The sequence below is a fragment of the Bartonella sp. AA89HNZF genome (genome assembly GCF_042196905.1).
Classification (GTDB): Bacteria; Pseudomonadota; Alphaproteobacteria; order Rhizobiales; family Rhizobiaceae; genus Bartonella.
Map to the genome: position 1 here is coordinate 39,413 of NZ_JBHIRD010000007.1, position 23,743 is coordinate 63,155.

The following is a 23,743-nucleotide window of genomic DNA, read 5'->3' on the forward strand; positions in this document are numbered from 1 at the left end:
TAGAAAATTCTTGATTTTTCTTGCCAATCTTCTGAAATTACTTTATCACTTAAAGTGTAATTTTGATCGTCTACGCACCGATCAAGAGGGATTAAAGGTCCTAAATCCGAGCGTAAAAATGAACCCGCTTTGCGGGTATCCCGGAATTCCGGGAGTTTTTGCTATGTCCAGGTGCTTCTCAGCACTAAAAGCAAAAAGCTGACTCGGATTCAGTACCTTTAACTCCCGGAATACCAATGCGAGGGCGCTCGCAACCGGAGGGGGGCTTGAAGTGCCAACTAAAAATCCACATTTTATCGACATTTTGATAGGCAAAAGAATCCGTCACAGACGCATTTCAATAGGACTTTCCCAAAAAGAATTAGGAAGCCATTTAGGTGTCAGTTTCCAACAAATCCAAAAATACGAAAAAGGCTTAAACCGTGTAAGTGCCAAATGTTTACTGGAAATCGCTCAAAAACTAGAAGTTCCTATGAACTTTTTTTATGCAGACATTGCCACAAAAGAAGATCTCTCAACAAAAGAAACCCTCTTACACCACAATCAAGAAATCTATAGCGAAAAAGAACACGCCCTTTTGAGAAACTTTAGAGAGCTCCAGCCGAAAAAACAAAAAGCAATCTTGTGGCTAATTTCTGATTAGGCAAAAGCACAACGATCAACGTTATTTGTTAATATATCAAACAACAAAACATCCTTAAATCAAATTCAGATCAAGACACCACACCCCTTCAGAGAGCAGTGTTTTACGGCAAATAGGATAATCAGCTGCATTTTTGTTGTCACTTATAATTTTCCAATGACTTTTGAATGCCTCAATTAATCTTTTTTATAGCACTTTCACTCTTTTTAAAGCTACTCTTTTTAAAGCTTCTTTCTCTGCTTCTTCTTTTAACTTCATGTCATTGGCGTCTTCGTACCTTTTTATTGTTTTTTCAATCTGATCATCAGTCCCTGCTTTAAAAACAATCATTGTTTCAAACGGACGAAATAATGACGATTGCGAAATATGAAAAAAGATATTCGTGCGCAAATTGTTTGGATCAAACTCGCTATACCTTTTTATTTTTAAGTCATCGATAGATATCGCTTTTTTTGACATAGCAAGACCAATAACATCGCTATTTTTCTCACCAAAATCTTTTACTTTTAAAAGGTTATTTTTAGCGTCACAAACTGTCGATATATTCATGACTTCGTTAAGAACTAGAGCATTTATATCAAATTGAGCATTGCTGACAAAAATGAATACAAGATCACGCAAAGAATAAGCTTTTTGAAAATAACAAGCATTGTACAAACGTGAGCGAATCCCAAGACATCCGACTGCTTGTCGAATGATTTTTATAGCGAGCTCATATGATTTTTCATCTAAACGAAGATTACGAATGTCTGGAATGTAGATTTCTTGTGTTTCTTGTAAAGGTGCAACTTCACTGTTTAATGCACGATCAATAAGCTTTTCTAACCAATTGTAACTCTCAACATTATCCTGCTCTCGGACAGACGATCTAATCTCTTCTAAAAGATTGTCCAGCCCACACTCTTCTCTAAAAGCACGCTCTCTTCGATCACACGTCATCGTAAATGTATGGGTATTTTCTCGTTTGTCCGGTATAGATGATGCGTCAATTTCTGGATCATTCACTTTAAATGGATCAACGCTTTCTCCACTTTTAACAGATATCGAATGCTCACCTCTAATAGTATCAAAAACTCTCGCCCCTTGCTCCTCCCTAAAAGAAATGCCTTGTTCAAGAAACATCTTTAATGGATTGGAATCATCCGGTGTTAACGATATACGCTGTATTAAAGGCCCCAAAATTTCCTGTTGAAGCTTATCATCACTTATTAACGAATCTTTCCTATACTCGTAGAAATCCTTTAAGCCTTCTGGAATACGCCGATTATAACTCTTAACATCCTCTGCAAACCAGCTGTTAATTATTTCCTTGTTTGTGGCTAATTTCATAAGATTATGCCCCCCATTTAAATTTTACCCCGCTTAAATTTCAAATGATCCTTTTTATCAATAAATTCCAATACAGTTTTTATTAAAATCCTTGAAAAAAGTTCATTATCTTTTTATTTTACTTAATATTTACCATATTATAGTTTATTGGTAAATAAGTAAAGTAAACTAAATTAAGATATAGATGATATTTTTAATATACACCTCCACTTAAACTTGTCTTTGTAACACGAATAGCGAAAATTTTAACCAAAACAGGTTAGGGAGCTTTTTTTAAGTCTTTATCTTGATTAAAAAACTGCAAAGGAGCAAACTTGATTGTGCAGATAATCATGCTCCCTCATCTACGAGCCACCGACAAGAGTGCAATCAATCAAACAGTTAAAAAAAACTTTTAGCAAAATTTTAAAGCAGAAAAACGCACATCACCGAAAAAATGAGAGAGCAGTGCATTTTACGCATCCTCCACCTTTTTCTTAAACAGCAAAACTCCAATCCATCGTCAAAATATCTTCGTCTAAAATTCCCATGCCACAGATCAGCCCCCTCAAAAAGCAATGTTTTACGGTTGATAAACGGCATTTTTCTTTAACGCTTCTACACACAAAGCAATAAAGCAACAAAGCAATCCTGCTTGTGACTTCACTTATAACATTGCAAGAAAATAGTTTTCACGACAAACAGAAGGAAAAGAATCCTACGATATTCGAGAACGCTCATTTAATATGCAAAAACACCGGCTACTCCCTTTGCTTTGCAATAAAACACCGCTGTCTCACCGTGAATTTTTCTAAATCAGCACGCCTCAAAGCGCGGTGTTTTATTGCACAATAAGATTATCACCGCCCTTTATACCATGAATTTCTCCAAACTTAATCTTCAGGCAAAAATTCCAACCGATCTCCTTGTTTTGTAATTTTCACCGTTGTCTCGTCGTGAATTTCTCCAAACAAGATTTTCTCTGCGAGAGGATCTTGAATTTCTTTTTGAATAATCCGTTTAAGCGGACGAGCACCATAGAGCGGATCATAGCCCTTATCGGCAAGAAATTTTCTCACCTCTGGCTCGATTTGCAAAGTTATTTTGCGTTCATTGAGTAGATTTTGCAAATGTTCTATCTGAATATCGACGATAGCTTCCATATCGTGACGTTGCAGCCTTTGAAAGAGAATAATCTCATCAATACGGTTTAAAAATTCAGGACGGAAAGCGGCTTTGACGACATTCATAACATCATTTTTTGCCTGATCGGTTGTTTGCCCTTCAGGCAAAGCAGTTAAAAACTCAGCACCAAGATTAGAAGTCATAATCAGCAAGGTATTTCGAAAGTCAACGGTACGTCCTTGACTATCCGTCAAGCGTCCCTCATCCAACACTTGCAACAAGAGATTAAAAATATCAGGGTGTGCTTTTTCAATTTCGTCAAACAGAATGACCTGATAAGGTCTTCTACGTACGGCCTCTGTCAGCACGCCCCCTTCTTCATATCCAACATATCCAGGAGGTGCCCCAATCAGCCGCGCCCCAGCATGCTTTTCCATATATTCCGACATATCAATACGCAACATGGCATTGGAGTCTTGGAAAAGAAAAGCGGCAAGTGCTTTGGTTAATTCGGTTTTTCCCACACCGGTAGGACCCAAAAACATGAAAGAGCCAAGTGGACGATTAGGATCTTGCAACCCTGCGCGCGCACGCCGTACAGCGCGCGCGACGGCTTGAACAGCCTCTCCCTGCCCAATCACACGTTTGCTAATTTCATCTTCCATCCGCAACAGCGCCTCCCGTTCTGCCTCCAGCATTCGATCAACAGGAATACCGGTCCAGCGTGAAACGATGCGTGCTACATGTTCAGCCGTCACCGTTTCTTCGACGAGATGATTTTGTTGGTCATCATTTTCAGCTAAAGTCAATTGTTTTTCGAGTTCAGGGATAACACTATAAGCCAGCTCTCCAGCGCGTTGGAATTGACCATCACGTTGTGCAATAGCCAAAGCATTACGAGCTTCTTCGAGTTGTTTTTTCAAATCAGCAGCATGCCCTAATTTTTGTTTCTCAGCCTGCCAAGCACTTGTCATCTCAGCGGACTGTTGTTCCAATGTTTTGAGTTCTTCCTGCACATTTTTCAACCGTTCTTTTGCTGTTGGCTCGACATCTGTTTTCAAAGCTTCCCGTTCGATCTTCAACTGTAAAATACGCCGATCAACAGCATCGAGTTCTTCCGGCTTTGAATCGACCTGCATGCGCAACCGCGCCGCCGCTTCATCGATAAGATCAATAGCTTTATCCGGCAAGAAGCGATCCGTAATATAGCGGTTAGACAAACGCGCGGCCGCAATTAAAGCACTATCAGCCAAGCGCACTTTGTGATGTTGTTCATATTTTTCCTTAATACCGCGCAAGATAGAAATAGTATCTTCCAAAGAGGGTTCAGGTACAAAGACAGGCTGAAAGCGGCGTGCAAGAGCAGCATCTTTTTCAACATATTTTCGATATTCATCGAGCGTAGTAGCGCCCACACAATGGAGTTCTCCGCGTGCAAGAGCAGGCTTTAACAAGTTAGACGCATCCATAGGACCATCAGATTTTCCTGCTCCAACAAGATTGTGCAATTCATCAATAAAGAGGATAATTTGTCCATTTTCGGCTTGCACCTCTGCCAGCACTGCTTTGAGACGTTCTTCGAATTCTCCACGATATTTTGCGCCTGCAATAAGCGCGCCCATATCGAGCGCATAGAGTTGTTTATCCCGCAAAGTTTCAGGGACATCGCCATTGATAATGCGCAGAGCTAACCCTTCCACAATAGCTGTTTTCCCCACCCCAGGCTCACCAATCAACACGGGATTATTTTTCGTCCGCCGTGAGAGCACCTGAATAGTGCGTCGAATTTCTTCTTCTCGTCCAATAACAGGGTCGAGTTTTCCTTCACGGGCATCTTTTGTGAGATCACGGGCATATTTTTGCAAGGCATCATATTGTCCTTCAGCATGGGGGCTTGTTGCTGTTTTTCCTTTCCGCAGCGCATTAATTGCCCGATTAAGCGCTTGCGGGGTCAATCCTCCACTTGTTAAAATATCGGCTGTTTTTGCGGTCTTTTCCATGATCAGCGCTTGCAACATGCGCTCCACGGTCACAAACTGATCACCGGCTTTTTTCGCAATATCCTCAGCCAGCGCGAAAACTTTTGCCAATGGCTGCGAAAGATAGAGCTGTCCATTTCCCCCTTGCACTTTAGGCAAAGCATCAAGTGCTTCTTTTAGCGCCTTTTGAATAAGAGTAAGATCACCACCAGCGTTTTGGATAAGCGATGCAGCCAATCCTTGAGAATCGTCTAACAACACTTTCAGGAAATGCTCCGGCATAAACTGCTGATGATCAGAAGCAAGAGCGCTATTTTGTGCTGATTGTAAAAAACCCTGTACGCGTTCGCTATATTTTTCCAAGTTCATTTTTTTTCCTTAAACCTCAAGCCATCACCACACTTTAACCTCTCCAATATTCCACAAAAGAAACATCCAGAAAGGATTATCCAGCCTCTAAAAAACACCGCGGAAAAAGCAGCATGAAGAAGAACCGTAGTGCTAAAAAGAATATGGGTTTCTACAAGCCTCATAGCAAGAGGGAGAAAAAAAATACGCTATCATTTTAAATAAAAACCGCAACTTTTCTTATACCCCACATCATCACTCCCCTTTTTAAACTCTCACCCACAAACTCCACCATTAAAACTTAAATTTGAACAGCAAAAAAGGAGCATGCAAAAACATTTCAAACAAAGCAGTCTTTACAGTATATAGTTTAGAGTAAACATTAAAGTATTTCTATATTTTTACTTAACAAATCATTAAATATATGTTTTAATACTTATAAAGTTACACTATTTTTATTAAGATAGAGGATTTGAGTATGTACCATACTGTAAAAAAGGTTATTTTAATACTTTTATTCCTTCTAATAAGTAAACCAAGCTATGCCATCTTTGCCGGCAAAGTTATTACAATAGAGCATGAATGGCCTGAAAATGCATTATTTGATCTATTTGTGTTCACCCAGCAAGTAAATTACGATGGTGGGCCTAACTCCATCTATTTCTGGGGAAATAAATTTGAATTCCAAAACGGAAAAAGTGGACAAATTGGTTTTTTCAACAGGAGCGGCCGTACCATTCATTTTTCTATCTGGAATGCAACGGGATGGAAGGGTAATACATGTAAGCATTTTACTCAGGAAGGTTCAGGAGTACGATGTGAAATCAAGTTTCCATGGGAGATGGGACGCAGATATCGATTATATGTTGAAAAAAATGAGAATCTAGTTACAGCGAAAGTAGTCGATTTTACAACGGGTAAAAAAGTGAATATTGGGACCATAGAAGTACCAAATACATTTGGCAAACTCCGTAAATCTTCAAGTTTTGTTGAAGACCATTCTCGTTGGAAGAGACATCTTTCCTCCTGTTATGATTTAAGTCCGCAAAGTTCGATTTTTTTTGATCCTAATGGCTTAAAACAAAACAAGCTACACGAAGGGACTCTGAAAGTTTCTAATCAAGGAAAGTGTCGAGATTCTGACCTCATCCAAACATCATGTACGTTCACTTTTTGTATGACAAGTATAAGCGACTTTGGAGGTTTAGCCTCGCCTACAGCTAAACCAGAAGTCCCCATTTCCAATGGGAAAGATCTGTCTGCAGAAACAATTTCTAACATCTTGAAACAAAAAGAGCTTGTCGTTATTCGTTCAAAAGATCGTTCTTGGGCACCCAATATCTCTTTTCCATCTCCTGCTTCATTTAAGTGGAAATCAATCTTTATAGATCATCTAGCGGCTTCTAGTTCTACGCTTCACACCACTCACGGCACACAAAAGATAACCACAGGTCAAAAGATTATGTATATGTCTGATGGAAAAACTTGGAAAATTATGAAAAGAAACTAACTTTTTTCTTCTTGATAAGCCCCTCACTCCCCTTTAAAAATAAATGGGGGTGAGGAAGTTTTTTTCATTTCCCCACCACGGCTCCCTTTCCCAGTTATTTTTTCGAGCCCTGCTCTCATCCCCTTTAACTTCCCTCGTCACCAGACTTTCCAGGGCATTTTCTCCATTCTCACCCCCTTTCAAAACCACAACACCCTTTAATAAAATCCTCACCTCCCTCTTCTATCACCCTCACACCATCCCTTCACGCATCCCTTTGCACTACCCCGCCTCTTATCCACACCCTCCCCCTTGTCCATAGGCACTCTCCCATTCCACGCACTCCTTTTTCTCTCCCATCACACACTTACAACTTACAGCACTCTTCATTCCAGCTTCCCTCCTCGATTCACAAGCTCGTTCTCTCCCCATTTATCTCACCCCATCCATGCAAAAACCCAACGTGACCCCAAAACACGCACAATGCATAAATCCATAAATCCTCCACTTCACTTTTACAGATTCACATTTTTACGCTTTTACACATTCACAGAAAACAGCCAACGAAAGATTCACCACCCCACACCGCTCGATAAACACTGATCCGTAAACAATCCAGCTTCTTATCCAGGGAAGGACTACTGATCACTTCATATAATTATCACCATATAATTATCACCACCCCTCAAAAGAGGCGTTATCAGACAAGACAAATAAGCCCTTCCTCCCAATATTCTCCACATACTCTTCTCCAGAAAACGCACTTAACACCCCTTTTCATCCCAGCTTCCCCGCTCCATTCACAAATGCGTCCCCTAGTTCTCTGACCACATTCCACGCCATGATAAAAGCATACACACAGTACAAATCCTCCGCATTATTTTACGGATATACGTTTTCACGCTTTTACGTTATTACAGAAGTCAGACAAATAAAATTTCCACATCACCACCCCGCACCGCTCTGTAAACACTGTTCTGAAAACGAACCCAGCTTTTTATCTAGGGAAGGACTACTGATCACTTCATATAATTATTACCACCACTCAAAAGAGGCGTTATCAGACAAGACAAATAAGCCCTTCCTCCCAATATTCTCCACATACTCTTCTCCAGAAAACGCACTTAACACCCCTTTTCATCCCAGCTTCCCCGCTCCATTCACAAATGCGTCCCCTAGTTCTCTGACCACATTCCACGCCATGATAAAAGCATACACACAGTACAAATCCTCCGCATTATTTTACGGATATACGTTTTCACGCTTTTACGTTATTACAGAAGTCAGACAAATAAAATTTCCACATCACCACCCCGCACCGCTCTGTAAACACTGCTCTGAAAATGAATCCAGCTTTTTGCCTAGTCCCCTTACAGTCTTCAGACTACCCTCCTCAAACGACAGCACTTCATCAGGCTCAACAAATCAAAGCCCTATCATGAATATTCAAGCTCTTCACTCCCCCTTCAAATAGCGCCGTTTTACGGTATAACAGAATAGAAAATTTTTCATTTTTCTTGCCAATCTTCTGAAATTACTTTATCACTTAAAGTGTAATTTTGGTCGTCTACGCAGCGATCAAGCTCTTTGCACCAAAACACGTGCCCCTCTTTTTTCCTTAGCAATACTGATTGGACTATCAATTTTTCCCTCACACCCTAAAGGCACCAACAACCTTCCTGCAACAAAGCAATTTATAATTATCCATGGTAAACAAAACCACCAATGGTAAGTCTTGGATATATATGTATTAAAACATCCATCGTTGACTGATCCCAATCTGCGTCTATATCAATGACGCTAAACCGGCAACCAGAAAGCAACTAAGGTAAAGGCTCTGTAGACCATCTTTTGAGAAACATCACATTTTCTTCAGCCATTCACAACGCCGAAAATTTTCTTGTACGTCATCAAACGGCGCCGAGTAATTGAGGTTATACGATAGAAAAGCTAAAATCAATTATTACAAATATCATTCTTTCAAGTAACTGACGAAGATTTTTTTACTTCTATGATTTTCAGGATAATTGTCTCAAAAAAGGTATTTATTACAAATCCAATTTGAACAAGTGATAATTTTTATTTAATATGACTGACAATTTACTGTTTTTTGTTGGTATTTATGAAGAGCTAAAAAGAAAATATTTAAAACTACATTTAACGCCAATGCCTTCAAATGCCTAAATGTCTTCTACTCAAAACAGCCAATCTTCTCGTATCCCCTCAGCAGCAAAACAACCAGACTAAGCATTATCTCCTCAGCCGCTCCCTATTTCTCACCACTCAATCTTTTCCCCAATTCTCTAAACAAAAAGGCTCAGATATTTCTTTAACCTCATCCCTCCTCTTCTCAAACTCAAGCTTCTCTCCAACGCCACACGCAAAATATCTCACTCAGACCTCCCCGCTAGAACAAACGACGGCCATCCCTTCAGCTTTCACACAAAAACGTTTTCTAAGCATTTGCTTCTCAAAAGACATGCCTCTTCTTTACTCTTCTTCATCACTTACTTGTGGTGGGGGTGGTAAGATATAAGCACCCGAAAGCCACCGATTTAGATCAATGGCTCGACAGCGTGTGGAACAAAAAGGATAAGAAGATTTTTGTGACATCTGACCACAAATAGGACAAGGATGCGGAGGACGGGTCTCTTTTTGTAAATTAGGCTCTTTTTGTTCTTGACACACCTTTGTCATTGGCTCCTTCATTAATTTTGCTTCTATTTGTTTTCATATTTTCTTTTTGTTGTTTTTTACCTTGCATTAGCTCTACGGACCAATCAATCTCTCTCATGCGTTTCTTCAGCCCAGTGAGTGAAAAGTGGATAGTGATAAGCGGTCAAGAGATCGGTTGTTTCAGCCAAAGGCAATCCCACAACATTAGAATAAGAACCCGTGATATGAACAACAAAAGCCCCTGCTTTTCCTTGGATAGCGTAGCCCCCCGCTTTGCCTTGCCATTCTCCTGAAGCAAGGTAAGCCTTCATCATGGCAGAGGTTAAGCGTCTAAAACGAACACGACTTTCAACCAATTTTACGGTTATTTTTCCACGTTCATTGAGCGCACAAATGGCACCATAGACCTTATGCGAACGCCCAGAAAGGTATCGTAAACATTCATAAGCCTCATCCTCGCTTTCTGGTTTGGGGAAAATGGTCCGCCCAACAGCCACCACGGTATCAGCCGCCAAGATAATCATTTTCTGTCCAGGTAATTTTTCTTGACCATTCTGCAACTCGTCTTGACCATTCTGACTGTACCAGCGCGAAATTTTTTGGGCTTTCAGCGCTTTTTCTTTTGCCAAACGTTTAGCAAGGTTTGCAGGATGTTCTTTTAATTTTGGCGTTTCATCAATATCGCTTGCATAAACCTGCTGGGGATCAATCCCTATTTGTGCCAAGAGCGCTAAACGCCGTGGCGAAGCGGAGGCAAGCACCAAATAAATTTCTTCTGTAAGAGTATCTGCCAAACGTTTTTTCCCCCACTCTCTTATATTTCTCATTTCCACCCCTTCACAATCGACTTCCCTCTTCACCCCCTTTAGCGCCCCCTTTTAAGCGCCCCTTTAGCGCTCCCCTTTAAGCGCTATTGATCTCCTTATCCTTTTTCCGCAACGATTTTACAGTCTTTCAAGGCTCTTCAAACACTCCCCTTTTTTCACTCATGAAAAGCAAACTAAAAAACTGTTAAAAAATAATAGAAATAATATGATAGCTTTTAGAAAAAAGTGCAAGCCACCCACGAGGCTACTTATAGCGATATGTAATACGCCCTTTTGTCAAATCATAAGGTGTCATTTCCACCATGATTTTATCACCGGCCAACACCCGTATACGATTTTTCCGCATTCTACCAGCGGTATGGGCAATAATTTCATGATCATTTTCCAGTTTCACACGAAACATCGCGTTAGGTAAGAGTTCAGTAACGATACCAGAAAATTCTAAAACTTCTTCTTTTGACATAAACAAACATTTCCTTTACAGTGCACATATTTTGTTAAGCTGCGCGTTATTTCCAGCGTTCATATCCTATTTTCTTAAGTTTGTGAATAAAAATTCCACAAAAAGGGAAAGGTTTTTCAAGTTTACTCTTCCATGCTCTCAAAAAACGTCATCCCACACCTTAAGAATCAAAACTTTTTTTTCACCAATTTTACCCGCTAATTTCCTTCAATTTTTATGATGATTTTGGTTTCAGTGTGACAAGAAATTACGCTATTTTTTTCCCCTAAAGCATTTTCCCAACACCTCTGACTAATCCCTCCACAACTTACGAACAATCATCCTCTCTCCAACTTTTCCTCACCTTCCACACCTTAAACATGCGCCCTTCAGATAAACACCACTCCCCCCACGCCAGAAGCCCTTCCTTTTCTCAAAAACCTTCTCCATTCTTCACACACCATTCACAACATGCTTCACTGCCCCACACTTCATACTCTACGCATTTCCCATACAGCCTTCCCCATTTTCTCTCTCTTCACACGCTTCCTCTAAGCCACTCTTTCCATTTATGTTGTTCTTCCTACCTTTGAAAACACGATCCCTATACATTGCGTATCATTAACCACAACGCCTCTAACGACATAAAGCCTTTTCCTTTTTTACACATTTCCGTTTTCACGCTTTTACGTATTTACAGAATAAAGCCAAATGAAACTTCCACCCCGCACCACTCTATAAACAATAGTATTACCCCAGCTTCTTGCCTAGCCAATCTCCCCAAGCACTTCAGATCACCCACCCACGGACTTCAGCCCCCCTCAAATGACACCACTTCATCAAGTACCATAAAAGCAAAGCGCTATCTCCTCACACCATCCTTCACGCATCCCTTCGCACCACCGCCTCTTACCCCCCTCTAGTCTGTTCATTCCTATTCCGCCCCCACACTCTCTTCTCCCTTCAATCTCCCGCAGGCTTCATCCCAGCTTACCACTCCATTCACAAAAACTCTTTCCCCCATTTATCTCACCACATTCCATGCCATGCCAAAAGCATACACAATGCACAAATCCTCTACTCCTTTTTCACGAATATACGTTTTTAAGCTCCCTTTCTAATCATGATTTCGGAGCCGCATGAGAGGGACAAAACAAGCCGTTAAGTTCTGGGGGTCAAGGACGCCGTTAGGCGCCATGTAATGGTCTCCTTGACCTTAAGAACCTAGGATTGTTAGTCCCCTCATTAAAAGCGGGTCTGATCTCATGATTTTGGTGAGCGTTCCGGAGAGTTTGAGAGGCGGAAAGCCTCTCATTAAAAAATAAAGTTTATAAATAAAAACTATTTTCATTTGCCAATCTTCTGAAATTACTTTATCACTTAAAAGATATTTTGATCGTCTACGCAGCGATCAAGAGGGATTCAAAAACCCTAAGCTCTAGCGTAAAATGAGCCCACTCTTGTGGGTGTCCCGGAATTCCGGGAGTTTTTGCTATGTCCAGGTGCGATGAGCACTAAAAGCAAAAAGCTGATTTAGGTTCAGTATTTTTGACTCCCGGAATACCAATGCGAGGGCGCTCGCAACCGGAGGGGGGCTTGAAGTGCCAACTAAAAATCCATATTTTATCGACATTCTGATAGGTAAAAGCGCAATTTATAATCCATATTTCGCACTTTTTTAAAAAGTATCCAATCTTATAGTCTTTGAGATTATTTTGATTTTTCTTGCCAATCTTCTGAAATTACTTTATCACTTAAAGTGTAATTTTGATCGTCCACGCAACGATCAACAGGGAACTAAAAGCCCTAAACCCTAGCGTACAATTGAACCCACTCTTGTGGGTATCCCGGAATTCCGGGAGTTTTTGCTATGTCCAGGTGCGATGAGCACTAAAAGCAAAAAAGCTGACTAGGGTTCAGTACTTTTAGACTCCCGGAATACCAATGCGAGGGCGCTCGCAACCGGAGGGGGGCTTGAAGTGCAAACCAAAAATCCAAATTTTATCGATATTCTGATAGGCAAAAGAATTCGTCATAGACGCATTTCCATGGGACTTTCCCAAAAAGAATTAGGAAGCTATTTAGGTGTCAGTTTCCAACAAATCCAAAAATATGAAAAAGGCTTCAATCGTGTAAGCGCAGGGTGTTTACTCAAAATCGCCCAAAAACTGGATGTTCCCATAAGCTTTTTTTATGCAGATATTGCCACAAAAGAAAATCTTTCAACACATACCGCACACTATGATCAAGAAACATACAGCGAAAAAGAACATTCCCTTTTGAAAAATTTTAGAGAGCTCCAGCCGAAAAAACAAAAAGCAATCTTGTGGTTGATTTCTGATTAAGCAAAAGAGCACACAAAGCATAAATTCTCCGCATCATTTTACGGACATACGTTTTTATTTTACGGATCAACGGTTTGATGCTTCTCCACATTTACAGAAAGCAGCCAAACGAAACTTTCAAATTCCCCCCACACCACTTTGTAAACATAGGTTTGTCAACAATACAGCTTCTTACTCTAGCCAATTCCCCTGCTGATTTCAGATCACGACACCACAAAGGATAATGTTGCATCAAACGCGACAGATACCTCCTATTTTAAAATATTCTTGCCCCTTCACCACCCTAAAGTAAGATCACGCAAAGCACCGGTCAATCCCACTTCAAAAACAACTTTCCCCACACCCTCTCTCCTCAACACTCCCACCTCTTCATCCCAACTCCCCCCTCCCTTCATAAACTCTTCACCCCCAACACCCTCTCTCCTCAACACCCCCGCTTCTTCATCCCAACTCCCCCTCCCTTCATAAACTCTTCATCCCCACCCCTCTCTCCTCAACACTCCCGCCTCTTCATCCCAACTCCCCCCTCCCTTCATAAACTCTTCACCCTCACCCCCTCTCTCCTCAACACTCCCACCTCTTCATCCCAACTCCCCCTCCCTTCATAAACTCTTCACCCTCACCCCCTCTCTCCTCAACACCCCCGCCTCTTCATCCCCACACCCCAATCTTCTCTCCACATTCCATGCCATGATAAAATCATACACCACGCATAAAGTCCCAGCTTCCTTTTTTGCACATTTCCGTTTTTACGCTTTTACATATTTACAGAAAGCAGAAAATCTGTAAAAAATGCATTACACAATAACGTTTTCAACAACTGTCATTAAAATCTCACCTCCCTTTTCATCTAACTCCCCCTATTTTCACTTAAATCATAGATATAAACCGCCCTATTATCGTATTGAGCAGCATAAAATTTTTCGACAAATTCTAGCGATCAAAAGAGTGCATAAGAAGCATTTTACGACTTTTAAAAGAATTTTTATTTACACCCAGTGCTTTTTTGTAACGTAGAAGAGCACATTTAATTAATTGACTATAAGAAAGTTTGAAATGAGAGAAGCTCTTCGTTTTTCTCATTCAACATCCGCAACGATAACTTATCCTTATAAGTCAATATTTTTTCGTAATACAAAACGTGCCAAAAGGAATATACTTATGTTGCATATTCACGCGCTTGTTTTAAAGAAAGATCTCTCAACGCTCCATCACACCCATTTTGCAAAACGCTACCCGTAAAGGAATGGTAAGCTCCCATGAAGTGTATAAAATCCATTCAGCCCCCCCTATCTTTACGCTTATGGAAAAACAAGTTTACGCTTATAGAAGAACAAGCCGGCATCATCACAAAAACTCTGCCAGCTCCCAATGTTGCAGACAGCCTTCGGTTCAAGAGACACTTCATTAAAGGCATGCCTTTCTTGTACAGTTTTGACCCACATGGCCCACTCACTTATGATGTATAAGCCAAGTAATTTTAATTGATTTAATATGAGAGAACTGGTGATGAGAAATTTTATTATATTCAGCAACGCGCTTCACGGTAAAAAAAATGGTTATTTATTATTATAAATCAATATATTAATAAAGAAGAGAGTCATCATCAAGACGCTTACCTTTTTCTAAAAAAAGGCTTCACACTGAAAGAAAACATCTAAAACTTAGATAAAAAAAAAGGTTTGCCTCTAATAAACAAACCTCTACAGAAAATTATTCACATAACTTTCAAAATTTTAAATTAATCCCTCTAGAAGCAATAAAAACGCTTTAGAAGCACCAAAATGAATACAAAGATCAATTTAACACAATGTTAAGAAAAATCAAGAACAAAAAATTTTTATCGTTAATACACCTTTAAAAAACGAGGCTTCTTAACCTACGCGGTTCAAAAGTCCGGGGCTTCTTCTACAAACGCCTCCAAGCCAATCAATCCCTTCATCTCTCTCAAAAGACAGCATAAAAGGTTCACAGTACAAGTCTTCGCTAAAAAAATATCAATCGCCAGCGCTCATAAAAGCCAGCGTTGGTATAAAAGATCAGATTATCGAACAATCTTGCTGAAATGTCTTCCCAATAAATAAAAAAGAAGCGGATTCTTAAATATTTCCGCCTCTTTAACAATAAAAATTATGATGAGGGATTATTAAAAAATTTCAAGACTGTGAAGGGAACCAATTTGATAACAATTCATACCTTACAGGATCATCGGCACATTGCCCACCACCACATTCCAGTATGGTAGAAATCAAATTTGCCGCAATCAAAAACACAAATAAGAAACTTGCCGTTTTACTCAAGGCTGGAAAAGGAGAAAATTCTTTGAACTTGTGTGCCAATTCGCCTAAAATCATGACAAATGAGACAGCAAAGATACAAAGGACAGAAATAATGAAAGCCCAAGTATAAAAATGCAATCCAAAGAACGTTGAACCATATCCTAAATCATCGGGTGTGATATGCAAAAACACTTGCCGTGCTGCCACAGCACTGGTTACCATACAACCAAGAATAACCATACCATAATGGGTATTTTTCACCTTATGGTGAATATTGAGTAAGAACCCACAACCTGCCAGCATCAATCCAACGCGCTGCAGCAAACAAAGGGGACAAGGTAACTCAAACTTTACCAATTGATAATAAAAAGCCACCACCAAGACAATAGATAACCCAAAGAGTCCTAGCGTATTCATAAAGATGACGAAGTGAGGATTTTTTTGTTCAACATGTTCCATGGCTATTCTCTCAAAAAGATAAATTTAAAGTAGAAGTTGCGTGATGATTGAAAGTGAGAAGAATGACAACGAATAAAATTGCCCACAAAGCATAACTTATATTTTTTTTACCACACATAGTCGTTACTGCAGTACCTAAAGCGATTAAAAATGGAAGAAACATAGCTTTTAAATCTCCTTTACATCCGTTGTTTAACTCTTATTTATTTCAGCGTTCACCATATTACAAAATTGGGCAAAAAAGAGACCATGGATTTATTATTCACAATTCGTCACTCGCGATTGATATTGCCATTATATTTAAGTGAAAAAACGATATAATCGCTCAGAAGCACATCTCAACAAAAGCGTTAAAAGCACAAAAGCGTTGATTATTCGCTTCCCCTTATATCAGCCATTGTTAAAGATATATCGACAATTATAAAGATTATATCCCCTATAAAGATTATATCCCCCACTCACAAAAGAATCACTTGAACAACAAAATAAATAGGCTTTGAAATCGAGAGATATACATCTCTTTTTTTCTCAAAAGAATATCCTCATTTTGCAACACATTTTTGACATAAAAATCTCTTTTTCTCATAAGCAATGTTTCAAATTGCAACAGATTTTATATCATATGGTGATCTTGTTTATTTTAGCAAATAAAAAATAAGACATTTTTTTAAAAAAAACTTATAATCAATGGCTTTTCCCCAATACATTTTTCCCTCTTATCTTAAATAAAAGACAATACCGCAAGCTCAACAGCCTCATGGGTCCCACACCACCCCGTTGCATTCCCCTCCCCCCTCACAAGAAGTGCTTCATGCCTTCAATACTTTAGTTTTTCATCTCTCGAGATCCCCTTTAAATTTTTAGCTTTCCGCCTTATTTGAAAAATAACTGTTTCTCTGTCATCAATTGGCTTTGCAAAAAGAATATAAAACTTTAAAAAAATAATGATAAAGAATCGCATTGAACCTTTGAAAAGGATAGAGAATGATGAAAAAATCATGTGATGTCGCGATTTTAATGGGGAGCCAATCGGATTGGCAAACGATGTGCCATAGTGCAGATATTTTGACGAATCTTGGTATTTCTCATAGTTCGCATATTGTCTCAGCACACCGAACTCCTGAACGCCTTTATCAATTTGCCAAAGAAGCAAAAGAAGCAGGGTTTAAAGTTTTAATTGCCGGTGCGGGGGGTGCAGCGCATCTTCCAGGTATGTTAGCAGCCCTTACTCCTCTTCCTGTTTTTGGCGTTCCAGTGCATTCTCACTCTCTTTCTGGTCAAGATTCTTTGCTTTCAATCGTGCAAATGCCAGCAGGGATACCCGTTGGCACATTAGCAATTGGCAAAGCAGGCGCAATTAATGCAGCACTTTTAGCCGCGGCCGTTATGGCCGTTTATGACCATGATCTCGCCCAACGATTACAAGATTGGCGTCAACAACAAACAGCCAATGTCGCCCAAACGCCTGTAACGGAGGTTTAAAATGGCACCGTTTTCCACCCCCCCCTCAGCCAACACCACCCCCTCCAACACCACCTCATCCAACACCACCTCGTCCAACACCACCTCGTCCAACACCACCTCGTCCACCCCCCCCTCAGCCAACACCACTCCCTCCAACACCACCTTAGCCAACACCACCTCGTCCAACACCACTTCGTCCAACACCACCTTAGCCAACACCACTCCCTTCACCATGTTACCTCCAGGCAGCGTCATTGGTTTAATCGGGGGGGGACAATTAGCGCGGATGCTCGCCATAGCTGCTGCAGAATTAGGATTTCGAACCGTTATTTTTTGCCCTGAAGCCGATTGCCCAGCCGCTCAAACAGCAAACAACCATATTGTTTCCGCCTATGACGATATATCAGCTTTAGATCATTTTATTTCTCAGTGTGATGTTGTCAGCTATGAATTTGAAAATCTTTCGCTTCAAACGGTTCAATATGTAGAAAAGAGTAAGCCTGTTTATCCTTCTTCCAAAGCATTAAAGATCACGCAAGATCGACTTTTTGAGAAGCAATTTTTGCGTGATCAAGGGATTGGCACCGCGTTATGGCACGCTGTTGACAATTCTTCTTCTCTTCTTTCCGCTCTTGATACCTTAGGCGGACGTGGTCTTTTAAAGACGCGTCGTTTTGGTTATGACGGAAAAAATCAGATCAAGCTTGATCACCCAGATGAACAAACCCTTGACGAAGCCTTAAGGACTTTTCAGGAACAGCCTTGTATTTTGGAAGAAATAGTTCCTTTTTTATCGGAAATTTCGGTTCTTTCGGCACGTACAAAACAAGGGGAACATATTTTTTATGATTGCCCTGAAAATCAACACAAAAATGGTATTCTTCATAAATCCTTTGTTCCATCACATATTCCACCTGAGGTGCAAAAAGCAGCTCAAGAAATCAGTGTAACAGTCATGGATGCCCTCGATTATGTTGGTGTTCTTTGCATTGAATTTTTTGTCTTAACGAATGGTCATCTTTTAGTGAATGAATTAGCACCGCGTGTCCATAATTCTGGTCATTGGACACAAAAGGCATGCATAACTTCACAATTTGAACAGCATATCCGTGCTATTTGCGGACTTCCCTTAGGCAGTCCCTATCGCCATAGCGATTGCCAAATGACCAATCTTCTTGGTAACAATTTTAGCACGTTAAAATATTTTCTCACACAAGAACGCACCTCGATCCATTTATATGGCAAAAGCACTGTTCACCCCAACCGCAAAATGGGGCATATCATCCAATTACTGGGACCAGCCAACAAATCTTAAGCCCACATATATACAAATACTTTTTCACACTTTTCCCCTAAATGAACTGAAAAAACAACCTCTCCCCCCACACCGATATCCATCGGCTTCAAAAGCGCCCCTAACCTTTTAATTCTCCCCTGAAAGGGCGTGAAGCCCTCCTACAAGCTCCTTCTCTCTTAAAAACATCACCTCTTCCCCCTCCAAACCGCTTCATCCTACACGAACATCTCATCCGCCCTCAAAAACAAAGCTTCACTCCACACCAATATCCAAGCAGCACAACAAGCGCTCCCAACCCTTCAACTCCACCCCCTAGCTCTTCTCCCCTTCCTTTTCTCAAAAATATCCCCCTGGCTAAAAACAATCCACCAGCCCCTAACTTCACCACCCCTCCACCTCCCACAGCATAAATATTCCCCATAACATACGCAGCCCCTTCATTTTTCTTTTAATGCCAACCTTTAAGAAATAGACTAATTTATTGCACCCCCATAGATACCAATCCCCATGATTGCGCTTTTATTGTCTCTAGCTTCTCTTCTTATGTTCATTTTTTCACAAAAGCATCGTTTTGTTTTCCATAAAATTGCTGCAAAGAGGTAAAACGTATTACTCTCCCAAAACAACTCTCGAGAATTCGGCCCAATATCGGCCAGACGATAGCCCTCTCCAGCATAGCAACTTTCTTCTTTTTCTCCTCTCTCTTTTTCCTTCAACGGATAGAAGATTTTCTTCTTTCATTAATTCCCCCAACACATTCCTCGAAAAGGTTTCCTGAACTTCTCCCCAAAGGCTTAAGTTTCTTCTTTTCAGATCAATTTTTCTTCTCTCACAAAACCCTCCCTTTTTTAGTGCATCAATTTTTCCACCTTTTAATCCTGTTAAGACAATGAATTATAAGGCACATAATCACCGTATAATGCGCATTGATTTTATTGCATCTCGCACAATTCCTTATGAACTCCCCTTATCGTAAACGCACTTTGTTTACGCATATTCCTTAACCACCCATAAGAGATTGTCTGTAACTCTCTAATCCTGCTCAGCAATGACATTCGTCACCCCCAACAGACCAGCGCTTCATGAAGTTCCCACAATTTTTCTCAATCCAAGCTTCTTTCAAGAGCACCTAATAATTTATAAATATAAATGTTTATTTTATTATCCTGATAAAGCTAAACTATACTTTTTAATACGATCATTTTAACACTATCATTGCCTTTAAAACGCTTATTGTGGCAAAAAACACTTCATTTCTAACAATAATAAAACTTTAAATGAGGTACAGTCTGTTCTTCCCCAAAAACGTAAAGGGGGTCCATTTAGACATATGTTGTTCCTCTTTCTTTTAACCTTTCGTAAACCCATTGTTTTCGTAACGAAAATCCTAGCGATAGGCTTTTTATTAATGGCAGGAATTCTTTGTCTAACATACCTCGCAGTAGGAAGAGAGTCATTACCCCTATCGATCGGGATACCAATGATCATTACGTCAGCTCTCTTTGGCATTTGCAACATGTATATAAATTGGTATTATGACATGCTTTTATTACGTTTATCGCCAGACAATGTGAACCTTTCACTCTTTCAATAAACATCATCATAGACCACCCTTGGGAAGGTCAAATTTTTCTACAGCATGGATATTAAAAGGAATTCAAACTATCCACATTCAAGAGCCAAAGTATATTCTCACTATACTGGTTCCCTCACCGGATAATTTGAATTCCCCCTCCGTTTGACAATATCCAGCACTCCACCCACGTAGAAATAATAGGGTTGCAAAAAATCATAAACTATTGCCTTAAAAGAGAAATTTATGCATAATCTTTCACTCTAACCACACAGATTTAATCCCTCATTAAAAGTACCGAGCGCTCCGCTCCGTCCCTGATCTCCACATCAAAGATATAATTACAGGATATGATTACAGCACTAAGCTTATCCATTCCCAAACCAAATATCCTCTCACCCCTCACGTAAAATAAAAAGCCTCAAACAGAAGACACTTGTGTTGCCAATTTACGCACTTGTTTTAACACGCGCTTATTTTAAAGAAACATTTTGCCAATGCACATTGCCCCACCACTTCACAACAGCAGCCCCCGTCATAGAGCATAAAAACTCTCGATAATAGCTTAAACATTCATAGTGCATCACCCCTCTTTAAACTTATGAAGCGTAAACACCAACGCCATCACACCGCTTTGTCAGCCCCCAATGTTACAACACTCTCTTGTACTTGAAAGCATTCATAAAAGACCGTTTTATTCCTTATCTTCAAGTATCTTTACCATAGATCAATCCCGCTTGTGATATGCAAGCAGCGAATGCTATGCTTAAAGATACACAGATTTGCAATGAGAAAACCTTAAGACTATGCAAAACTCTTATTTTACTATGTTTTCTCTGAACAATAGAAATTTATCCTTATCAATTCATCATCTTTGTCATCATCATGCGGTTTATTTTTTAGGTTTTAAGAATAAGCCTTAAGAATATCCTCACACACGAACAAAAAACACCTCATGTTATAAATTTTACATGAGCCTTACTTAACGATGATATTTTACGAAAAAACAGGATTATTTTCTCACAAATAGGAAGCTTTTACTTTTTTCCACTCTTTGTGCTTTTTTGTGTCCTTTTTTTACGAGAAAATTTTTACCTTCAAGGCCAACCATTAACACACTATAGGAATTTGTAAGGGATATACCCTTGACAAGAATAAGACTTCTTGTTAAATCTCTCCTACTTTTTTGCAATTTTCACTTATCGTTGTGCTAATGAAGTGGTTAATGCGTACCTTAAGAGTGCGCTTTTCTTTTTGTGATCACAGTGAAAAAGTGTATCGTGTGATGTTATCATGCAAGTACGATATCGCAATGCAATGCTCATAGAGTAAGCAGTCTATTGGGGTTGTAATATTGTATTTTCGTGTTTTAATATTGTATTATAGTATTGTGTTACGTAAACTATTTAAACGGTGAATATGATGAAAATTAAAAATTCGCTTAAAGCACTAAAAGAGCGCCACCGTAACAATCGTTTGGTGCGTCGTAAGGGTCGTGTTTATATTCTTAATAAAACGAATCCACGTTTTAGAGCACGTCAGGGCTAATTCTTTTAGGGATAATTTCTTTAGGATCAATGTTTTTATGCCTACTTTAATTGTAGGCTTAAAATTTTTTTCTTGAGTTTTTTTGTTATAAGTCCGTTGATTACAAGTCTAGTATTTGATAATATTTGGTGATTTATCTTTTGGGGGCTTGTTTTTATGGATTCTTCTATTTTTTTAAAAGCCTTTCGATTTTTCCAGTTGCGTTTTTTCTGTATTTTCCAGCGCGCGTTTTTTCTTTCTTTTGTTGGCGTTTTTTGTTTTGTTCCCTCGAGCTATGGGCAAAATCCTCCTTCTCTTCCTGAAGATCGGCCTTCTCCACAATCGCTTTTACCGTTAGATGATCTTATTCCCAATTCTCCTCCCCCTTCCTCAACACCCTCCGATTCTGATTCCTCGGCGGTTATTCTTGAAGATCTTGACAAAGAGCGGCTTTCCCATGTTGACAGAGTTAAGCAGCGCAAAGAAGCAGAAATTTCACGTTTACTCAAAGAATTGAAATATTGTGCTGATGTTGCTAAAGCGAAAAAGATCAGTCAACAACTTCAACATTTATGGTCCCAATCGGGGAGTGAGACGATTGATCTTTTAATGTCATGGGCTGAAAATGCACTCAACAGCGACGATTATGGACTTGCGCTTGATTATATTGACAATGCTCTTGCACTTTTACCTACTTATGCTGAAGCTTGGGTAAGGCGTGCTTGGATTCACATTCAGCTGAACGATTTCAAACTTGCCCTGCTTGATCTCAACCATGCTCTTGAACTTGAGCCGCGCAATTATAGTGCTTTTTTTGAACTTGGCGTTGTCATGGAAGCAACGGAGCGTCCCAAACTTGCTCTTAAAGCTTATAAAACAGCATTGGTTTACTATCCACAAATGCGCAGGATTCAAAAGCGCGTGCAAGCTCTGTTAGACGAACAATCACCACAAGCTCTTTGAAACCATTCAAGAACGAGACACTTTACGACATCCTTTCAAATCTAGATAAGACGCAAGCCGGCTACACATTCCACTCAATAAACTGCCCCTGCTTATAACCACACATCCCCCCACATAATTCACAGTGCTTTTTTTGAAACTTAGCCATTACCATGGAAGCAACAGAGCGTCCCAAACTTGGCTCTTAAGATTGATGAAACAGCATTGGATTACACTCCACAAATGCGCAGGATTCAAAAGCGCGTGCAAGCTCTGTTAGACGAACAATCACCACAAGCTCTTTGAAACCATTCAAGAACGAGACACTTTACGACATCCTTTCAAATCTAGATAAGACGCAAGCCGGCTACACATTCCACTCAATAAACTGCCCCTGCTTATAACCACACATCCCCCCACATAATTCACAGTGCTTTTTTTGAAACTTAGCCATTACCATGGAAGCAACAGAGCGTCCCAAACTTGGCTCTTAAGATTGATGAAACAGCATTGGATTACACTCCACAAATGCGCAGGATTCAAAAGCGCGTGCAAGCTCTGTTAGACGAACAATCACCACAAGCTCTTTGAAACCATTCAAGAACGAAACACTTTACGACATCCTTTCAAATCTAGATAAGACGCAAGCCCGCTTCACATTCCACTCAATAAACTAAAAGCCCCCTGCTTATAACCACACATCCCCCCCCACATAATTCACAGTGCTTTTTTTGAAACTTAGCCATTACCATGGAAGCAACAGAGCGTCCCAAACTTGGCTCTTAAGATTGATGAAACAGCATTGGATTACACTCCACAAATGCGCAGGATTCAAAAGCGCGTGCAAGCTCTGTTAGACGAACAATCACCACAAGCTCTTTGAAACCATTCAAGAACGAAACACTTTACGACATCCTTTCAAATCTAGATAAGACGCAAGCCGGCTTCACATTCCACTCAATAAACTAAAAGCCCCCTGCTTATAACCACACATCCCCCCACACAATTCACAGTGCTTTT

General features: G+C 40.0%; 18 protein-coding genes. 7 read left to right on the top strand and 11 right to left on the bottom strand.

The genetic code is table 11. From position 1 onward, the window contains the following. Positions 1 to 271 precede the first annotated feature (271 nt). On the top strand, positions 272 to 643 hold the full coding sequence (locus ACFIN0_RS04795) for a helix-turn-helix domain-containing protein (RefSeq protein ID WP_375702028.1): 372 nt from the start codon (positions 272 to 274) through the stop codon (positions 641 to 643). A 186-nt stretch (positions 644 to 829) separates the two neighbouring features. Here ACFIN0_RS04795 and ACFIN0_RS04800 read toward each other — a convergent pair whose 3' ends face one another. After that, the gene (locus ACFIN0_RS04800; protein WP_375702029.1) at positions 830 to 1,972 is read right to left on the bottom strand and encodes a hypothetical protein; all 1,143 of its coding nucleotides are present in this window, start codon (positions 1,970 to 1,972) and stop codon (positions 830 to 832) included. 872 nt (positions 1,973 to 2,844) lie between these two features. Then, on the bottom strand, positions 2,845 to 5,424 hold the full coding sequence (clpB, locus tag ACFIN0_RS04805; protein WP_375702030.1) for an ATP-dependent chaperone ClpB: 2,580 nt from the start codon (positions 5,422 to 5,424) through the stop codon (positions 2,845 to 2,847). A gap of 457 nt (positions 5,425 to 5,881) precedes the next feature. On the opposite strand from clpB, the gene ACFIN0_RS04810 reads away from it, so the two are divergent. Next, positions 5,882 to 6,913, top strand: coding sequence for a DUF3472 domain-containing protein (locus ACFIN0_RS04810; RefSeq protein WP_375702031.1), 1,032 nt, complete (start codon positions 5,882 to 5,884; stop codon positions 6,911 to 6,913). Positions 6,914 to 7,186: 273 nt separating this feature from the next. Here ACFIN0_RS04810 and ACFIN0_RS04815 read toward each other — a convergent pair whose 3' ends face one another. From ACFIN0_RS04815 to infA, 4 genes are all read right to left on the bottom strand, one after another. Beyond that, entirely contained in the window at positions 7,187 to 7,324 is a 138-nt protein-coding gene (locus tag ACFIN0_RS04815) for a hypothetical protein (RefSeq protein ID WP_375702032.1), read from the bottom strand. 2,058 nt (positions 7,325 to 9,382) lie between these two features. Then, the gene (gene yacG, locus ACFIN0_RS04820) at positions 9,383 to 9,589 is read right to left on the bottom strand and encodes a DNA gyrase inhibitor YacG (protein WP_375702033.1); all 207 of its coding nucleotides are present in this window, start codon (positions 9,587 to 9,589) and stop codon (positions 9,383 to 9,385) included. 83 nt (positions 9,590 to 9,672) lie between these two features. Continuing rightward, complete coding sequence (locus ACFIN0_RS04825; protein WP_375702034.1) at positions 9,673 to 10,395, bottom strand: Maf family nucleotide pyrophosphatase; 723 nt, start codon at positions 10,393 to 10,395, stop codon at positions 9,673 to 9,675. Positions 10,396 to 10,639: 244 nt separating this feature from the next. Then, positions 10,640 to 10,858 (bottom strand): translation initiation factor IF-1, encoded by a 219-nt coding sequence (gene infA / locus ACFIN0_RS04830; protein WP_004857577.1) that lies wholly within the window; start codon positions 10,856 to 10,858, stop codon positions 10,640 to 10,642. A 1,958-nt stretch (positions 10,859 to 12,816) separates the two neighbouring features. On the opposite strand from infA, the gene ACFIN0_RS04835 reads away from it, so the two are divergent. Then, positions 12,817 to 13,182 carry a helix-turn-helix domain-containing protein gene (locus ACFIN0_RS04835; RefSeq protein WP_375702035.1) on the top strand — a complete coding sequence of 122 codons (366 nt, stop codon included), beginning with the start codon at positions 12,817 to 12,819 and terminating at the stop codon, positions 13,180 to 13,182. 275 nt (positions 13,183 to 13,457) lie between these two features. Here the strand turns inward: ACFIN0_RS04835 and ACFIN0_RS04840 are convergent, their stop codons facing one another. The 3 genes from ACFIN0_RS04840 to ACFIN0_RS04850 form a co-directional block, all read right to left on the bottom strand. Continuing rightward, positions 13,458 to 13,613, bottom strand: coding sequence for a hypothetical protein (locus ACFIN0_RS04840; protein ID WP_375702036.1), 156 nt, complete (start codon positions 13,611 to 13,613; stop codon positions 13,458 to 13,460). Between the two features lie 1,725 nt (positions 13,614 to 15,338). After that, the gene (locus tag ACFIN0_RS04845) at positions 15,339 to 15,920 is read right to left on the bottom strand and encodes a disulfide bond formation protein B (RefSeq protein WP_375610657.1); all 582 of its coding nucleotides are present in this window, start codon (positions 15,918 to 15,920) and stop codon (positions 15,339 to 15,341) included. A 10-nt stretch (positions 15,921 to 15,930) separates the two neighbouring features. Beyond that, a complete protein-coding gene (locus tag ACFIN0_RS04850; RefSeq protein ID WP_273790835.1) occupies positions 15,931 to 16,083 on the bottom strand; it encodes a DUF5993 family protein in 153 nt (50 codons plus the stop codon). A gap of 821 nt (positions 16,084 to 16,904) precedes the next feature. Between ACFIN0_RS04850 and purE the strand changes: the two genes are divergently transcribed. Both purE and ACFIN0_RS04860 read left to right on the top strand, forming a co-directional pair. After that, a complete protein-coding gene (gene purE, locus ACFIN0_RS04855) occupies positions 16,905 to 17,402 on the top strand; it encodes a 5-(carboxyamino)imidazole ribonucleotide mutase (protein WP_330168079.1) in 498 nt (165 codons plus the stop codon). 1 nt (position 17,403) lies between these two features. Next, complete coding sequence (locus ACFIN0_RS04860; protein WP_375702037.1) at positions 17,404 to 18,699, top strand: 5-(carboxyamino)imidazole ribonucleotide synthase; 1,296 nt, start codon at positions 17,404 to 17,406, stop codon at positions 18,697 to 18,699. A gap of 220 nt (positions 18,700 to 18,919) precedes the next feature. Here the strand turns inward: ACFIN0_RS04860 and ACFIN0_RS04865 are convergent, their stop codons facing one another. Further along, positions 18,920 to 19,102 (bottom strand): hypothetical protein, encoded by a 183-nt coding sequence (locus ACFIN0_RS04865; protein WP_375702038.1) that lies wholly within the window; start codon positions 19,100 to 19,102, stop codon positions 18,920 to 18,922. Between the two features lie 52 nt (positions 19,103 to 19,154). Continuing rightward, positions 19,155 to 19,397 (bottom strand): hypothetical protein, encoded by a 243-nt coding sequence (locus tag ACFIN0_RS04870; RefSeq protein ID WP_375702039.1) that lies wholly within the window; start codon positions 19,395 to 19,397, stop codon positions 19,155 to 19,157. A 2,279-nt stretch (positions 19,398 to 21,676) separates the two neighbouring features. On the opposite strand from ACFIN0_RS04870, the gene ykgO reads away from it, so the two are divergent. Both ykgO and ACFIN0_RS04880 read left to right on the top strand, forming a co-directional pair. After that, complete coding sequence (gene ykgO / locus ACFIN0_RS04875) at positions 21,677 to 21,802, top strand: type B 50S ribosomal protein L36 (RefSeq protein WP_004863016.1); 126 nt, start codon at positions 21,677 to 21,679, stop codon at positions 21,800 to 21,802. Positions 21,803 to 21,958: 156 nt separating this feature from the next. Beyond that, entirely contained in the window at positions 21,959 to 22,744 is a 786-nt protein-coding gene (locus tag ACFIN0_RS04880) for a tetratricopeptide repeat protein (protein ID WP_375702040.1), read from the top strand. Positions 22,745 to 23,743: the final 999 nt, after the last annotated feature.

Coding starts and splice junctions, on each gene's coding strand:
- ACFIN0_RS04880 (WP_375702040.1), top strand. CDS start 21,959: ATGGATTCTTCTATTTTTTTAAAAGCCTTTCGATTTTTCCAGTTGCGT.
- clpB (WP_375702030.1), bottom strand. CDS start 5,424: ATGAACTTGGAAAAATATAGCGAACGCGTACAGGGTTTTTTACAATCA.
- ACFIN0_RS04815 (WP_375702032.1), bottom strand. CDS start 7,324: ATGGGGAGAGAACGAGCTTGTGAATCGAGGAGGGAAGCTGGAATGAAG.
- ACFIN0_RS04825 (WP_375702034.1), bottom strand. CDS start 10,395: ATGAGAAATATAAGAGAGTGGGGGAAAAAACGTTTGGCAGATACTCTT.
- ACFIN0_RS04850 (WP_273790835.1), bottom strand. CDS start 16,083: ATGTTTCTTCCATTTTTAATCGCTTTAGGTACTGCAGTAACGACTATG.
- yacG (WP_375702033.1), bottom strand. CDS start 9,589: ATGACAAAGGTGTGTCAAGAACAAAAAGAGCCTAATTTACAAAAAGAG.
- purE (WP_330168079.1), top strand. CDS start 16,905: ATGATGAAAAAATCATGTGATGTCGCGATTTTAATGGGGAGCCAATCG.
- ACFIN0_RS04865 (WP_375702038.1), bottom strand. CDS start 19,102: ATGGGGAATATTTATGCTGTGGGAGGTGGAGGGGTGGTGAAGTTAGGG.
- infA (WP_004857577.1), bottom strand. CDS start 10,858: ATGTCAAAAGAAGAAGTTTTAGAATTTTCTGGTATCGTTACTGAACTC.
- ACFIN0_RS04845 (WP_375610657.1), bottom strand. CDS start 15,920: ATGGAACATGTTGAACAAAAAAATCCTCACTTCGTCATCTTTATGAAT.
- ykgO (WP_004863016.1), top strand. CDS start 21,677: ATGAAAATTAAAAATTCGCTTAAAGCACTAAAAGAGCGCCACCGTAAC.
- ACFIN0_RS04860 (WP_375702037.1), top strand. CDS start 17,404: ATGGCACCGTTTTCCACCCCCCCCTCAGCCAACACCACCCCCTCCAAC.
- ACFIN0_RS04810 (WP_375702031.1), top strand. CDS start 5,882: ATGTACCATACTGTAAAAAAGGTTATTTTAATACTTTTATTCCTTCTA.
- ACFIN0_RS04800 (WP_375702029.1), bottom strand. CDS start 1,972: ATGAAATTAGCCACAAACAAGGAAATAATTAACAGCTGGTTTGCAGAG.